The sequence below is a fragment of the Thauera sp. genome, assembly GCF_047601425.1.
Taxonomy (GTDB): domain Bacteria; phylum Pseudomonadota; class Gammaproteobacteria; order Burkholderiales; family Rhodocyclaceae; genus Thauera.
The window spans coordinates 3,248,975-3,262,819 of record NZ_JASGJL010000001.1 but is presented as its reverse complement, the minus strand read 5'-3'; the positions used below and the strand labels follow the sequence as shown (position 1 = coordinate 3,262,819).

General features: G+C 65.2%; 16 protein-coding genes. 11 read left to right on the top strand and 5 right to left on the bottom strand.

Going from position 1 to position 13,845, the window contains the following annotated elements:
• Positions 1-13 precede the first annotated feature (13 nt).
• From QM748_RS15730 to QM748_RS15680, 11 genes are all read left to right on the top strand, one after another.
• On the top strand, positions 14-1,459 hold the full coding sequence (locus QM748_RS15730) for an ABC transporter substrate-binding protein (protein ID WP_415247851.1): 1,446 nt from the start codon (positions 14-16) through the stop codon (positions 1,457-1,459).
• 3 nt (positions 1,460-1,462) lie between these two features.
• The gene (locus tag QM748_RS15725) at positions 1,463-2,440 is read left to right on the top strand and encodes an ABC transporter permease (RefSeq protein WP_415247850.1); all 978 of its coding nucleotides are present in this window, start codon (positions 1,463-1,465) and stop codon (positions 2,438-2,440) included.
• Positions 2,437-3,312 (top strand): ABC transporter ATP-binding protein, encoded by an 876-nt coding sequence (locus tag QM748_RS15720; RefSeq protein ID WP_415247849.1) that lies wholly within the window; start codon positions 2,437-2,439, stop codon positions 3,310-3,312. The genes QM748_RS15725 and QM748_RS15720 overlap by 4 nt, the downstream gene beginning before the upstream one ends.
• Positions 3,309-3,617 (top strand): DUF971 domain-containing protein, encoded by a 309-nt coding sequence (locus QM748_RS15715; RefSeq protein ID WP_415247848.1) that lies wholly within the window; start codon positions 3,309-3,311, stop codon positions 3,615-3,617. Before QM748_RS15720 ends, QM748_RS15715 begins: the two co-directional genes overlap by 4 nt.
• Positions 3,618-3,635: 18 nt before the next feature.
• Entirely contained in the window at positions 3,636-4,412 is a 777-nt protein-coding gene (locus QM748_RS15710) for a ferredoxin--NADP reductase (protein WP_415247847.1), read from the top strand.
• Positions 4,413-4,652: 240 nt separating this feature from the next.
• On the top strand, positions 4,653-4,916 hold the full coding sequence (locus tag QM748_RS15705) for a hypothetical protein (RefSeq protein ID WP_415247846.1): 264 nt from the start codon (positions 4,653-4,655) through the stop codon (positions 4,914-4,916).
• Positions 4,917-4,938: 22 nt separating this feature from the next.
• Positions 4,939-5,427: an NUDIX hydrolase gene (locus QM748_RS15700; RefSeq protein ID WP_415247845.1), complete on the top strand. Its 489-nt coding sequence runs from the start codon at positions 4,939-4,941 to the stop codon at positions 5,425-5,427.
• 5 nt (positions 5,428-5,432) lie between these two features.
• On the top strand, positions 5,433-5,630 hold the full coding sequence (locus QM748_RS15695; protein ID WP_415247844.1) for a HigA family addiction module antitoxin: 198 nt from the start codon (positions 5,433-5,435) through the stop codon (positions 5,628-5,630).
• Positions 5,631-5,636: 6 nt separating this feature from the next.
• Positions 5,637-5,840, top strand: a complete 204-nt coding sequence (locus tag QM748_RS15690; RefSeq protein WP_415247843.1) for a hypothetical protein — start codon at positions 5,637-5,639, stop codon at positions 5,838-5,840.
• Between the two features lie 59 nt (positions 5,841-5,899).
• Positions 5,900-6,142 carry a type II toxin-antitoxin system Phd/YefM family antitoxin gene (locus QM748_RS15685; RefSeq protein WP_415247842.1) on the top strand — a complete coding sequence of 81 codons (243 nt, stop codon included), beginning with the start codon at positions 5,900-5,902 and terminating at the stop codon, positions 6,140-6,142.
• Positions 6,139-6,402 (top strand): Txe/YoeB family addiction module toxin, encoded by a 264-nt coding sequence (locus QM748_RS15680; RefSeq protein WP_415247841.1) that lies wholly within the window; start codon positions 6,139-6,141, stop codon positions 6,400-6,402. The genes QM748_RS15685 and QM748_RS15680 overlap by 4 nt, the downstream gene beginning before the upstream one ends.
• An 18-nt stretch (positions 6,403-6,420) precedes the next feature.
• Here QM748_RS15680 and QM748_RS15675 read toward each other — a convergent pair whose 3' ends face one another.
• The 5 genes from QM748_RS15675 to tynA form a co-directional block, all read right to left on the bottom strand.
• Positions 6,421-7,086, bottom strand: coding sequence for an alpha/beta hydrolase (locus QM748_RS15675; RefSeq protein WP_415247840.1), 666 nt, complete (start codon positions 7,084-7,086; stop codon positions 6,421-6,423).
• A gap of 184 nt (positions 7,087-7,270) precedes the next feature.
• Positions 7,271-8,614, bottom strand: coding sequence for a DcaP family trimeric outer membrane transporter (locus QM748_RS15670; protein WP_415247839.1), 1,344 nt, complete (start codon positions 8,612-8,614; stop codon positions 7,271-7,273).
• A gap of 159 nt (positions 8,615-8,773) precedes the next feature.
• Entirely contained in the window at positions 8,774-10,381 is a 1,608-nt protein-coding gene (locus tag QM748_RS15665; RefSeq protein WP_415247838.1) for an amidase, read from the bottom strand.
• 190 nt (positions 10,382-10,571) lie between these two features.
• On the bottom strand, positions 10,572-11,423 hold the full coding sequence (locus tag QM748_RS15660) for a transporter (protein WP_415247837.1): 852 nt from the start codon (positions 11,421-11,423) through the stop codon (positions 10,572-10,574).
• A gap of 95 nt (positions 11,424-11,518) precedes the next feature.
• A complete protein-coding gene (gene tynA / locus QM748_RS15655; protein WP_415247836.1) occupies positions 11,519-13,837 on the bottom strand; it encodes a primary-amine oxidase in 2,319 nt (772 codons plus the stop codon).
• Between the last annotated feature and the right edge of the window lie 8 nt (positions 13,838-13,845).

Genomic DNA, 13,845 nt, shown 5'->3' with positions numbered 1-13,845 from the left:
AAGGACGCACATCATGACTGCACATTCCAGCATCACCGCCCGGCCTGGCAGGAAGAGCCTCGCCAGCCGGCTCGGCACGCTCGCCCTGGGCTGTTGCCTCTCGCTGCCTGCGATGGCCGAAGTCGTCACCATCGGTATCGGCACCCAGAACACCACCACCAACACGGTGACCGGCGGCATCGTGCTGAAGGAGCTCGGCCTGCTCGAAAAGCACCTGCCCAAGACCGGCAAGTACCAGAACATCGAGTTCCGGATCCAGTGGCAGAACTTCACCTCCGGCCCGCCCGTCACCAACGGCATGGTCGCCGACACGCTGCAGATCGGCATGATGGGCGACTATCCGCTGCTGGTGAACGGCGCCACCTTCCAGAACGCCAACGGCACCAACAGCCGCCTGATCGCGCTGATCGCCTACAACGCCGACGGCGCCGGCAACGGCGTGGTGGTGCACAAGGACTCGCCCTACTACGAGCTGGCCGACCTCAAGGGCAAGAAGCTGTCCGTGCCCTTCGGCTCCGCCGCCCACGGCATGCTGCTGAAGGCCTTCGAGGACCGCGGCTGGAAGCCGGAGGATTTCGAACTCTCCAGCCAGAGCCCGGAAGTCGGCACCTCCAGCCTGCAGGAGAAGCGCATCGACGGCCATGGCGACTTCGTGCCCTTCGCCGAGCTGCTGCCCTACCGCGGCTTCGCCCGCAAGATCTTCGACGGCGTCGAGACCAAGGTGCCGACCTTCCACGGCGTGGTGGTGCGCGAGGACTTCGCCACCAAGTACCCGGAAGTGGTGGTCGCCTACATCAAGGCGCTGATCGAGGCCAACGACTGGGTGCGCAGCAACCCGGCCGAAGCGGCGGCCCGCATCGAGCAATGGACCCGAGTGGAGAAGGAAGTCGCCTACATCTTCCTCGGCCCCAGCGGCGTGCATACGCTGGACCCGACGATCAAGCCGAAGTGGGTCGAGACGATCAAGTACGACCATGGCGTGCTGCAGCGCATGGGCCGGGTGAAGGACTTCGACGCCGATGCCTGGGTGGATGAAAGCTACCTGCGCCAGGCCTACGCCGAACTCGGCCTCGACTACGAGCAGCAGCGCGCCAGCCTCGACAACTACGAGATCGGCGGCACCGACCCGCTGTGCGGCGGCAGCATCGACACGCCGCGCAAAGCCGGCGAGGTATGGATCGATGGCGCCGGCATCACCGCCTACAAATCCACCGCCTGCACGCTGGCGGCGGTGAACAAGGCGGTCGGCGAAGGCAAGAAGATCGGCGCCAGCTATGTCTTCGATCACACGACCCGGATCAAGCTGTTCGCCGACAAGGCCTTCTATTCCCTCGCCAGCGTCGACGGCAAGCCCTCGGTGGTGGCCTTCCTGCTGAAGAAGGATGCCGAAGCCCATGCCGCCGCCAACGGCGGCAAGGTCGGCAGCTATGAAGAAGCGCTCGCGCTGATCGGGAGTTGAGCCATGGCCAGCGCAATTCCAATGCGAGCGATCGTCGGCAGCTCGGCCGACATCGCCCCGCCGCACACGGCGGAAGTGCATCAGGTGGAGGAAGGCATCAACCCTCCGCTGGTGATCAAGCGCCGCGACCTGGGCAGCACGCCGGCGGCACCGTCCGGCACACCGCCCGGAACCGGCGCCCGGCTGCTCGGCCAGTTGCGCGCCCAGCTCGGCTCGCTGGCGCTGAGCGTGCTGTCGATCGCGCTGCTGCTCGGCTTCTGGTACCTCGGCACCGAGTACCGCTGGGATTTCTACATCCGCTTCACCAACATACCGAGCCCGGGCGAGGTGTTCACCGAGCTGATGGGCCTGATCGGCAGCAGCCAGTTCCAGACCAACATCGGCACCTCGGTGGGCCGGATCCTGTCCGGCTTCGGCATCGCCACCGTGCTCGGCGTGACGCTGGGGCTGCTGTGCGGGCGCTACGCAATACTGAAGGGCTTGCTGTTTCCCGCCCTCGAGGTGCTGCGGCCGATTCCGGCGATCGCCTGGGTGCCGATCTCGATCATGCTGTGGCCCAGCACCGAGAGCAGCATCGTTTTCATCACCTTCATCGGCGCCTTCTTCCCAATCCTGCTCAACACCTTGCACGGCGTCGCCGCGGTTGACCCGGTGCTGATCCGGGCCGCGCGCTGCCTGGGCGCGGGCGAGCTGGCGCTGCTGGTCCGCGTGATCCTGCCCGGCGCACTGCCGCACATCTTCACCGGCCTGGCGGTGGGCATGGGCGTGGCCTGGGTGTCGCTGATCGCGGCCGAGATGATCTCCGGCCAGTTCGGCGTCGGCTACTTCACCTGGGAAGCCTATTCCCTCATCGAGTATCCCCACATCGTCATCGGCATGCTGGTGATCGGCGTCCTCGGCCTGCTCTGCAGCGGCGGCATCCGCCTGCTGGCAAGGCTGGCGATGCCCTGGCAGCGCGCCGGCCACAAGGAGAATGGATGATGGCAAGCGAAGACAGGGGCCCGGCCAGGGGCCACATCGATCTGCGCGACATCCGCGTCAGCTTCATGCAGAACGGCGTGTCGCTGGATGCGGTGAGCGGGGTCACGCTGGACGTCCAGCCGGGCGAATTCGTCTCGGTGGTCGGCCCTTCGGGCTGCGGCAAATCCACCCTGCTCAACATCGTCGCCGGCTTCCTGAAGCCGAGCGGCGGCGAAGCACGCGTGGACGGCAAGCCGATCGACGGCCCGGGTTCGGAACGCGGCGTGGTGTTCCAGCAATACTCGCTGTTCCCCTGGCTGAAGGTGCGCGAGAACGTCGAGTTCGGTCTCAGGATGCAGGGCATGGGGCGGACCGAGCGCGAGTCCAAGGCCCGCACCCTGCTCGGCCTGGCGGGGCTGCTCTCGTTCGAGAACCACTACCCGGACCAGCTTTCCGGCGGCATGAAGCAGCGCGTCGGCATCGTCCGCGCACTCGCCACCGGCCCGCAGGTGCTGCTGATGGACGAGCCCTTCGGCGCGCTCGACGCCCAGACCCGGGTGGTGATGCAGGAAATCCTCACCAACATGTGGCAGCAGTTGCGCCTGTCGGTGCTGTTCATCACTCATGACATCGAAGAGTCGATCTTCCTCTCCGACAAGGTCTATGTGATGACCGCACGGCCGGGCCGGATCAAGGCCGAGATCCCGATCCCGCTGCCGCGCCCGCGCACCGCGGAGATGACCGCATCGCCGACCTTCATGGCCTTGCACCGCCAGTTGAAGGCGCTGATCCGCGAGGAAAGCCTGGCCGCGATGGGCGGCGAACTGAAGGACGGCGGCCTGGGCCAGGACTGGCACCTCGGCAGCAAGGACGACGTGAGGGCCGTGCTATGAACGCCGTCGCCACGCCATCCTGCCTGCCGGTGCAGATCACCGACAGGCGCCGATCCGGCCTGCTGGTCATCGAATGGGACGACGGCGCGCTGAGTCTGCTGCAGCACGGCAGGCTGCGCCAGCAATGCCGCTGCGCCGCCTGCACCCAGCGCCGGCGCAACGGTGAAATGCCCGCCCCGCCTTCCGCCCTGGCCGACATCCGGCCGGTCGCCGACAAGGGACTCAACCTGGTTTTCGCCGACGGCCACGACCGCGGCATCTATCCCTGGGCCTATCTGCGCGAACTCGGCGACGGGCGCGCCTGAACCGAAAAGGAAACCATCATGAGCAATCTCAGCACCGAACGCGTCCTGCACGTCCACCACTGGAACGACTCCCTGTTCAGCTTCCGCACCTCGCGCAGCCCCGGCCTGCGCTTCCGCAACGGCCACTTCGTCATGATCGGCCTGCCCGGCGAAAACAAGCCGCTGCTGCGCGCCTACAGCATCGCCAGCGCCAACTACGACGAACACCTGGAGTTCTTCAGCATCAAGGTGCCCGACGGCCCGCTCACCTCGCGCCTGCAGCACCTGCGCCCGGGCGACGAACTGATCGTCGGCAGCAAGCCGGTCGGCACCCTGGTGATCGACGACGTCCACGACGGCCGCAACCTGTTCCTGCTCGCCACCGGCACCGGCCTCGCCCCCTTCCTCAGCATCATCCGCGACCCGGAAACCTACGAGCGCTTCGATCACGTCGTGCTGGTACATGGCGTGCGCCAGGTCAGCGAACTGGCCTATGTGGACTTCATCGAGCGCGAACTGCCGCAGGACGAATTCCTCGGCGAAGTGGTCAGCGAGAAGCTGCTGTACTACCCGACGGTGACGCGCGAGCCCTTCCGCAACCAGGGCCGGCTGACCGACCTGCTGGACTCCGGCAAGCTCTGCGCCAACCTTGGCCTGCCGCCGCTCGACGCCGCGCACGACCGTGCGATGATCTGCGGCAGCCCGGCAATGCTGGCCGACACCTGCAAACTGCTCGATGCCCGTGGTTTCGAGATCAGCCCGCGGCAGGGTGAGCGTGGGGATTATGTGATCGAGCGGGCTTTTGTCGAGAAGTGAAGTACCAGCGGTGCAAAGCCGCTGAAGATCGAGCCGCGAGGCTTCCAGCGTGGCGCAATACTTTGCACCGGACGGGAACCGATCCCGTGCGGTGCAAAGCTACTTGCAGCCTCGATGTGAGCAGCAGACCAGACAGAACCAGCAGCCGTCCACATCACATACCAACCAGATCACGGCATGTCTTCAAAATCCTGGTTACCATGATGGGCAATTTGAACCAGGTAACGACGAAGCCCTCTCATGCCACTGGCCGTGAGGGCACCCGAACAGAGCGCACGAACCGATGAAGCAACCCCGAGCGCCAAACTGACTACATCGAAACTCGCCAAGGCTTCCGGCTTGAAAACGCAGGCTCTGACCGAACGCTTGATTACGATCGGGCTGCTGGAACTGCGCGACGGAAAAACTTACCTCACCGCCAAGGGGAAAGAAGCCGGCGGCGAATTTCGCATGAGCCCCAAATTCGGCCCCTATTTTCTGTGGCCGAACGATCTGCCGCTATGACGGGCGATCAAGCATACAACCCATGATCAGCTTCCCCATCGGCACCCATAGGTTTCATCTGCGCGCAGCAGCAGTTCTGGTTCGAGACGACGCCGTGCTGCTGCATCGTGCCGAAGGTTACACATTCTGGGGTTTACCCGGCGGGCGAGTCGAGCCAGGCGAAGCTGCGGCAGATGCAGTGACACGCGAAATGAAGGAAGAACTCGCGGTCGAAGTCACGCCTACGCAACTGACATGGGTGGTGGAGAATTTCTTTCAGCACGAAGGTGAAGCCCATCACGAGGTCGGTTTGTATTTCCTCGCAGAGCCGTCAGAAGACAGTTTGCTGCTTAATGAACCGGGGCCGTATGTAGGGCTGGAAAAGCATTGTCGTTTGGAGTTTGCCTGGTTTTCTCCGGACGAGCTTGCTTCGATTGACATTCGCCCCTCTTTCCTGAAGCAGCTATTGCAAGACCAGGACTTCTCGTTGCGGCATGTCGTGCACCGGCACGAGGGAACTCCGACGAGCTGAAGGCTATGCACAATCCTCCTCACCCGGGTGAGTTCATCACCGCCGTCCATCTTGAGCCCAATGGCATCAGTGGCCGCGAACTTGCGGAAAAGCTCGATATGGCAGCCTCCACGCTGAGCCGTGTCCTCAAGGGCAGCAGCCGGGTCACCCCCGAAATGGCGCTCCGCTTGTCCAAGGCCATCGGGCGCAGCCCGGAAAGCTGACTCGCCATGCAGGATGCCATCGCTGGCGAGGAAGTGATTCTCGGCCCGTACGAGCCCATCGATGGCTACTTCGTCGCAATCATCAATGATGCAGGCGTTCCGGTGGAGCTGATCCAGACCTCCCTGTCCGACGAGGAGATATGGGGGCGTGCCAAGCGCGGGGAAGGAGCGCTGTATCGGCCTACCATTTGCAAGCTGCCACAAGTGTGACGTTTGCGATCACGTACGCAATGCCGTACGATATGTACTCTAATCTCCGGAGCACCGTCATGACCATGCTCACTGCCAGCGAAGCGCGTGCCAATCTCTATCGCCTCATCGATCAGGCAGCGGAATCACATCGTCCGATCCTCATCTCCGGCAAGCGCGGCAATGCCGTTCTCGTCGCGGAGGAGGATTGGGCTGCGATCCAGGAAACGCTCTTCCTGCTCTCCGTTCCCGGCATGCGTGAGTCCATCAAGGCCGGGATGGCTGAACCTGTTGATTCCTGCGCAACGGAGCTCGACTGGTGACTTGGCAGGTTGTCTTCACCAAGCAGGCGCAGAAAGACGCACGCAAGCTTGCTTCTTCAGGGCTCAAGGACAAAGCGCAAGCCTTGCTCGCCATCGTTGCGGAAGATCCTTTCCAGAATCCGCCGCCCTACGAGAAGCTCGTCGGTGATCTGGCTGGCGCTTGTTCCAGACGCATCAACATCCAGCATCGTCTCGTTTATGAGGTGCTTCAACCGGAGCACACAGTCAAAGTGCTGCGCATGTGGACACATTACGAGTAGCAGCCAACGATGCCCGCCTCACAACCTCGCCCGCAGCCATACCCCGATGTCGTCGATCTCCTGCGTGCAAACCGCATGCGGCATCGCGTAGGTGCGCCATTCCGGCTTCAGGCCCAGGCTCTGCAGCAGTTCCAGCGCCTGCCTGCCCATCGCCGGCGATACCACGTCGTCTTCGCTGCCGTGGGCGACGAACAGCGGAATGTCGCGGTTGGCGGCGGACAGAGCATCGGTGATCAGATGGGGAGCGGGGATGTAGGTCGATAGCGCGATCACGCCTGCCAGCGGCTCGGGATGCGTCAGCGCGCTCAGGTAGGCGACCGCGCCTCCCTGCGAGAAGCCGGCAAGGAAGATGCGGCTGCTGGGGATGCCGCGCGCCACTTCGCGGGCGATCAGGGCGCGGACGACGTCGCGCGAGGCGAGCAGGCCCGCTTCGTCGATCTTGCGGCTGTCCGGCGCCAGCGAGACGATGTCGTACCAGGCGCGCATGACGTAGCCGCCGTTGCAGGTGACCGGCTGGTGGGGCGCATGCGGGAAGACGAAGCGCACGGCGGGCGAGGACGCCAGCCCGAGTTCGGGGACGATGGGTTCGAAATCGTGGCCGTCGGCGCCGAGGCCGTGCAGCCAGATCACCGCCACACCGGGGTTCGGCGCGGTTTCGAGTTCGACAAAACTGATATCGGGCATGGCAGCTCCTGGATCTGAGCCGCCATTATCGGTTCGTTCGGGGATCAGCGGGGGCAGGCGCTGCAGCCATTCCCCTTGCGCGGCCCGGCACCGCGCCCGATCGGCGCCGGTATGGCCGCAAACAGCGGACGGCCCGCGCCTGAGCGCTCGCTCTTCGCGCGGTGCGTCCTGTGCAGCTGATCCGTCATTCGAACCGGTAGCGCATCATCGCGCTCAGGCGGCTGATGGTGCCCTCGTCGTCCTGGAAGGTCTCGCGCTGTCCGTAGGTATAGTCCAGGCCGACGTCGACATTGCGGTATGGACTCCAGAGGGTGCTCAGGAATATCTGGCGCAGTTCCCGGTTGGGCGCGAAATCCGACAAGGGGCCGCCCACCGCAGCGAGCTGGGCGGCATTCGCGGTCTCGTCGGCGGTGAAGCGGGTGTAGGCCACGGCTGCCGTGCTGCGCAGGATGTCCGACCATTTATGCGTGTAGCCCAGATGCGCGCCCCAGCCTTTCCACAGCCGGATGCCCTCGTCCGTGGCCACGGCCTGCTGTACCAGGCCGTTGTACAGGTAGCGGCCGATACCCTCGCCGCCGGCCGCCAGCAGCACGATGCTGTCGCTTGCACCGAGATTGACGCGTGCGCTGGCCGCCAGGCCATAGCCGCGGCGATCATGGCGGTCATTCTCGTACTGCACACTCACGCCACGCAGCGAGAAATGCCCCCAGGCCGTATTGTGGTCGTAACGCGCGACCAGGTCGTAGCCCGTGTCGAAATCGGCATTCGGCGGCCGGCTCCAACTATTGCCGATCGAGTTCTCGACGGCGAGTTCGACGCGGCCGTTTTCCCCCAGCGGCAGGCCGTAGCGCAGCATGGCCTGGCGGATGTTGGGAACGATGCCGGTACTGTTCCATTCAACCATTTCGGGGACGGCACGCAGGTCAACGAAGGTGCTCCAGGACTGGCCCACGAGCAGGCCGCCGAGCTTCACGTATGCTTCGCGCAGGCGGACGCTGGTCTGGGTTTCGCCGCCCAGATCATTGCGGCCGTCGAAATCCCCCTCCAGCTTGGCGAGCAACGGCCCTGCGTCGGTGCCGGTCGGCATCGACGCCATGAAACCGAAGCGCGAGCCGCGGGCGGTGGCATAGGTCTGGCCGTGGCGCCTGCCTGCCGCGCTGCGGTCGAGAGGCTGTACGAACAGGCTGTTGGCCCAGCCGGTGGAATTGATGTTCGACTGGCGGCCCTTGATGTCGTAGGTGCTGTCGAAGCGGACGTGACCGTAGAGCTTGATCGAAATGTCGCTACCAGGCAGCTTGAACGAACCGGGCAAATCACCGGCCTCGACGTAGCGCGTCGCGGTGGCAGGCGCCGGCTCAGCAGCAGTCTGCAGGGGCGCCTTGAGGGCGTTGATCTGGGCCTGCAGATCCTGCACCAGGGCGCGCAGTTCGGCTATTTCGTCGCTGGCATGGACAGTGGTGGCCATGGCCGTCGACAACAGGCTGGCGGAGAGAGTGCGCAGCATGGGCTGCACGAGCGGTTGATCCATGTCTGTCTCCTTCGTGGACAGTATTACGGGCAGGGTAGGGGCGCGCGCCTACCCGCCGGCCGATGCCGATGGGGACATCGGTGGCGGCAGGGCCGGGGGTGGCGAAGAGGCTAGGGCAAGCCCCCGCCCGATGTTTCGGGCGCGGGGCGGGCAGCAAGGCTAGAGCAGGGCCGGCTTGTGCCGTTGAACCCAGTGCGTCGCCTGCTCATAGGCGTAGGCCATCTGCAGCACGGCGAGGTCGGCCTGGGCAGGGCCGATGATCTGCAGGCCCATCGGCAGGCCCTCGGCATTGAAGCCGGCAGGCACGTTGACGATCGGCAGGCCGGCAAGCGTGCCGCCGACCACGACTTCCATCCAACGGTGGTAAGTATCCATCGGCCGGCCGGCGATCTCGGTGGCCCAGTGCAGTTCGGCGTCGAAGGGGAAGGTCTGGGCGGTGGGCAGCACCAGGTAGTCGTAAGTCTCGAACAGCCGGCGCAGGGTTTCATACCACTTGCTGCGCTGCACGCTGGCCTGCCACACGTCGCCCGCCCCCAGCTTCTGTCCGCCCTCGATCTCCCAGATCACTTCGGGCTTCATCAGCGCACGCTTGGCGGGATCGGCGTAGAAGCCGCCGCCCACGCCGGCAATGCTGAAATGGCGCAGTGTCAGCCAGGTCTGCCACAACTGCTCCATCGGGTAGTCGGGCATCACCTCCTCGACGACGCAGCCAACCGCCTCGAAACCCTTCAGCGCTTCCTGGCAGAGTTCGAGCACGCCAGGCTCCATCGGCAGGTAACCGCGGTAATCGCCCATCCAGCCGATGCGCGCACCGCGGAAATCACGCTGCAGGGACGCGGTGAAGATGGCCGGATCCTGGTCGATCGACAGCGGGGTGCGGGCGTCGTAGCCAGCCTGCACCGACAGCAGCATGGCGAGGTCGCGTACCGTGCGCGCCATCGGCCCCTCGTAACCCATCTGCTGGAAGAAAACTTCACTGGTCGGCCCGAAAGGCACTCGTCCCTGCGACGGCCGGAAACCGAAGACGTTGTTGTAGGCCGCCGGGTTGCGCAAGGAGCCCATCATGTCGCTGCCATCGGCTACCGGCAGCATCCGCGTCGCCAGCGCCACCGCCGCACCGCCGCTGCTTCCGCCCGCGTTACGGCTCTGGTCGTAAGCGTTCCGGGTGATGCCGAAGACGGCGTTGTAGCACACCGAACCGACGCCGAACTCCGGGGTGTTGGATTTGCCGATCAGGATCGCACCGCTGCGGCGCATGCGCTCGACCATGATCGAGTCCTTCGCCGGTATGTAGTCCTTCAGGATCGGTGAGCCGTTGGTCGTCGGGATGCCGGCGGTATTGGTCAGATCCTTCGGAGCCTGCGGCAAGCCGTGCATCCAGCCAAGATACTGGCCGCGCGCCAGCAGGGCGTCATGCTCGTCCGCCTGCTTCAGCAACTTCCCGCGATCCTGCAGGGAGACCAGCGCATTGACCACCGGATTGATGCGGTCGATGTGGTCCAGGAAAGCAGTCATGACCTCGCGACAGGACACCTTGCGCAACCTGATCCACTCCGACAGCTCGAGCGCATCGGCCATGACGATGTCCGCCGGGCCGTGCGTGCCGCCGCCGGCCGCCATTGCCCGGCCGCCAGCAAGCATGCCCGGCATCGCCGTCGCCGCCGCCAGCAGGCCGGAACGGCGCAGGAACGCCCGCCGCCCCGAGTCAGGCGCCACGCGCCGCTCGCCTTCCGTCCCGAGATCCTCGTTCTTCGCATCCGTGCTCATGTTCTCTCCGTATTTATTCTTGATATTGGCCAGGGGCTGCCCATCTTTATATTTATGTGTCCTTATCCTGTCTTCTGGGCATAAGACATGGATCGCCGACCGCCGTCGGGCGAGCGGGGAGCGGAACGGGCCTTCTTTCCGGTATCCCGTCCGCCCGCTCCCGCCAGCGGCGGCAAGTGGCCGGGCCGGCCTAGAAGAAGAAGGCCAGCCGCGTCTGCAGCCCGTCCATCTTCAGCCCGCTGCGCACGTCCACGTCCCGCGTGTACTGCACCTGCACTTGCGCGTTCTCCGTGAGCTGGTGCTGCCAGGTGAGCATCAGGTTGGTGTCGTTGTGGGCGCCGACCACCGTGTCGCCGTGGTACGACTCGCGCATGCCCCAAGTCTGGCGCACGCTGAACGCCAGCCGGGTGGCGTCGGAGAGGTGGTAGCTCAGGTGGGCGAAGCCGCGCACCATGGGCTTGCGCTTGACCTTGGTGGTCCGATCTTGCCCGTAGAACTCGACCTGCCCGATCAGGTCGAGCGACCAGGCGCCGCCGAGCGGGAGGATGTAGCCGGTCTCGATGTCGAGCGCATACCGGTCCTCGCTCACGGCAAGGCCGTCGTCGCGTTTCTGGCCGGTGGGCAGGCTCAGGTAGGCAGCCAAGCCCAGGTGGCGGCCGGACGCCTCGTCGCTCTTGGGCCACAAGGTCATGCCGAGGATGAGGTTGCCCACGCCCGACTCGCGGTAGTCGTCGGCGTCGATGCGCTGGCGGGCATAGGGCAGGATGACTTCGAAGTCGGCCGGCATGCCGCCCAGCTCGAAGTAGTGCATGACCCGCGCCAGACCGATGTCGAGCTTGAAGCCCAGGTCATCGGCGACGCGGCTGCCGCCGTCGTAGACCTTGTCGCCGCGGAAGTGCTGGCCGTAGAGCGCCACGATGGTGGCACCCGGGGGCGCCGGCACGTAGTCGCCGGGGTCGGGCGTGCCGGCGGCCAGGGCGTTGGCCGTGCCGGCCATGAGGATGAGGGGCAGTACGCGACGCAGGAGTCGATGCTTTTTCATGACATGTGGTCCCTGGAAAATGAATGCACGGGCCGGCGTGCACACGCGCGCCCTTCAGGCGGGCGCCGTGGCACGCGGCGGTGTCGGGTGTGCCCTCAGGGCTTTTTCTGGAACGGCGGGTTCAGCCCCAGCGTCGGCGTCTCGTCGAAGAAGTTCCAGGGCTTGAGCAGCACGTTCACCCATTCGGTGGGCATCATCGGCCACTCCTCGGCGCGCGCCACGTGGGTGGTGCCGGTGGTGAGCCAGACGACGTTGTCGGTGTTGACGATGTTCTCGTCGTCGTCGGTGAAATGCTTCAGCCCCGTGTCCTTGGCCGAACGGTTGGGGTAGGTGCCCTCGGGGAAGAACTCGTCGGACTTGTAGCGCGTCACCCAGATCTGCTTGTCCATGAAGTTCAGGCGGTTGTAGATCCATTCGTCGGTGCCGAAGTTGGCGCCCTTGGCCACCGGGTGCGTGCCGCCGGCATACGGGATCAACTGGTAGCTGACCGGATAGCCGACCTTGTTGAGCTTGTTCGGGTTGCTCAGCAGCCGGATGGTGCCGGGGTCGAACTTCTGCGCCGCCTGCTTCTCGCTCTGCACCGTGCGCTCTTCGGTCTGCATCGTGCTGGTGCGCGGGCCGCCGCGGGTATTGGGCTTGACCACCGGGTCGATCTCGGTGAGCGCGTTGCCCTCGCCGTCCACATCCAGGTCGAGGCGGAAGTTGTAGATGTGCTGGTGCGTGGTGCCGACGATGTTGTGGTCGATCAGCGTGCCGTAGCGGGTGTCCTCCACCGCGCTCGGGTCCTGCATGGTGCGCGCCAGCACGCCCTTGACGGCCTCGATGCCGGTGGCGCCGGCGTTGATGCCGATGGTGCCGTTCTCGGCGAACACCCAGTCGAACATGTAGTCGTAGTTGCCGACGGTGCTGAGCCAGCGCACCACCAGTTCGCGCCGTTCCACGGCGACGTTGCGCGGTTCGGTCAGGATCTCGTTGTGCTTGAACTCGGGGCCGGCGTAGCGCTCGAAAATGGCGATCGCGTTCGGAATCTCGGTGGGCTGGCCGGTGAAGTCGGCCAGCACCGCATTGAGCAGCACGGCGTTCTCGGGCGCTTCCTTGCCGCGCTCGATCGGCGAGGTCAGGGTGCCCATGCCGTATTCGCCGGAGTCGAGGTAGGCCTTGAAGTACCAGCCCACGTCCGGGTCGCCGTAGGGCACGATCATGCCGCCGAGCGAACCCTCGAACATCACCTTGCGCTTGGTGCCCTTGTCGTTGTAGGTGACGGTGGACAGGATCAGGCCCACGCGCGAATCCAGCCGCAGGTGGAAGTCCCAGTTGCGCCAGCGCAGCGTGTTGCCGGTGATGGTGTAGTTCTTGCCCTCGGGCTCGACGATGCGCAGCGGCTTGGGCGGCTCGGAAGACTTGCCGTCGCGGCCGTCGTAGGCTCGCGGCGCGAGCGGCACCGGGATCACGCCGGCGTCCTCGATCTTGATGATCTTCTTCTGCACCAGGTCGAGCACCGCGACCAGGTTCTCGATCGGGTGGGCCCAGTAGTTGCCGTCGCCCACGTCGAGGTAGCTGACGATCTTCAGCAGGCGGTCTTCCTGCCGGAGCTGGTCCTTGCCGTCGAAGTAGCCCACGGTCAGCGGGTTGGCCACCACCTTCTTGACGTCGGTGATGCCGCGCTTGGCCAGCGCCGCGGCGTATTCGGGGCTGTTCTCGATCGCGGACTGCACGGCCTCGAAGTCGTCCAGCAGCACCATGCCGTGCGCGCCCTTGATCTCTTCCCAGCCGCTCACTTCGCGCTTGGCGAGATCGACGCTGCCTTCGATCACTTTCTTGCCGTCGAGGATCACGAACGCGGCCTGCCGTGGAGCGGTGACCGGTTTGCCTTCCAGCGCATAGGCCCAGACCTGGTCCTTGGGCGGCCGCTTCAGCGTGATCTCGGTGAAGCGGTAGCCCGGCAGGAAGCGGCCCGAGGCCTTGAGCACTTCCACCGTGGTGCTGATTTCCTCGGACGTCAGCGGATTGAGCGGGCTGGGCGTGCTCTCGATCACGAAGGTCTTGTCCAGGCCGGACTGGAAGACCTCGTTCACGAAGTCTTTCGACACGTGGGGCTGGCCGTCGCGCAGCATGACGGGCGCCGACAGCTTCAGCGCCTGGCCGTTGACCGTCGCCTCGTTCGAACCGGGCTTGATGCGCACCAGCGTGCTGTTGTGCTGGATGTCGTACACCTTGGCGAATTCATCCCAGCGCACGCGGGCGTCGAAGCCCTCCAGCACCTGGGACAGCGGCTTCATTTCGGCAGGCGCGCCGTGGGCGCGGGCCTCGGGCGCGCCCAGCGATGCGGCACAGATGAGTGAAACAGCCACGGCGACGGTACGCAGGACCGGCGGCAGCGTGAAGGCGTGATGTGGATCGGACGAACGGGACATGGTTTCCT

What these genes read in the sequence shown, in the direction of transcription:
- QM748_RS15730 (WP_415247851.1), top strand. Translation starts at nt 14, where the DNA reads ATGACTGCACATTCCAGCATCACCGCCCGGCCTGGCAGGAAGAGCCTC.
- QM748_RS15725 (WP_415247850.1), top strand. Translation starts at nt 1,463, where the DNA reads ATGGCCAGCGCAATTCCAATGCGAGCGATCGTCGGCAGCTCGGCCGAC.
- QM748_RS15720 (WP_415247849.1), top strand. Translation starts at nt 2,437, where the DNA reads ATGATGGCAAGCGAAGACAGGGGCCCGGCCAGGGGCCACATCGATCTG.
- QM748_RS15715 (WP_415247848.1), top strand. Translation starts at nt 3,309, where the DNA reads ATGAACGCCGTCGCCACGCCATCCTGCCTGCCGGTGCAGATCACCGAC.
- QM748_RS15710 (WP_415247847.1), top strand. Translation starts at nt 3,636, where the DNA reads ATGAGCAATCTCAGCACCGAACGCGTCCTGCACGTCCACCACTGGAAC.
- QM748_RS15705 (WP_415247846.1), top strand. Translation starts at nt 4,653, where the DNA reads ATGCCACTGGCCGTGAGGGCACCCGAACAGAGCGCACGAACCGATGAA.
- QM748_RS15700 (WP_415247845.1), top strand. Translation starts at nt 4,939, where the DNA reads ATGATCAGCTTCCCCATCGGCACCCATAGGTTTCATCTGCGCGCAGCA.
- QM748_RS15695 (WP_415247844.1), top strand. Translation starts at nt 5,433, where the DNA reads ATGCACAATCCTCCTCACCCGGGTGAGTTCATCACCGCCGTCCATCTT.
- QM748_RS15690 (WP_415247843.1), top strand. Translation starts at nt 5,637, where the DNA reads ATGCAGGATGCCATCGCTGGCGAGGAAGTGATTCTCGGCCCGTACGAG.
- QM748_RS15685 (WP_415247842.1), top strand. Translation starts at nt 5,900, where the DNA reads ATGACCATGCTCACTGCCAGCGAAGCGCGTGCCAATCTCTATCGCCTC.
- QM748_RS15675 (WP_415247840.1), bottom strand. Translation starts at nt 7,086, where the DNA reads ATGCCCGATATCAGTTTTGTCGAACTCGAAACCGCGCCGAACCCCGGT.
- QM748_RS15670 (WP_415247839.1), bottom strand. Translation starts at nt 8,614, where the DNA reads ATGGATCAACCGCTCGTGCAGCCCATGCTGCGCACTCTCTCCGCCAGC.
- QM748_RS15665 (WP_415247838.1), bottom strand. Translation starts at nt 10,381, where the DNA reads ATGAGCACGGATGCGAAGAACGAGGATCTCGGGACGGAAGGCGAGCGG.
- QM748_RS15660 (WP_415247837.1), bottom strand. Translation starts at nt 11,423, where the DNA reads ATGAAAAAGCATCGACTCCTGCGTCGCGTACTGCCCCTCATCCTCATG.
- tynA (WP_415247836.1), bottom strand. Translation starts at nt 13,837, where the DNA reads ATGTCCCGTTCGTCCGATCCACATCACGCCTTCACGCTGCCGCCGGTC.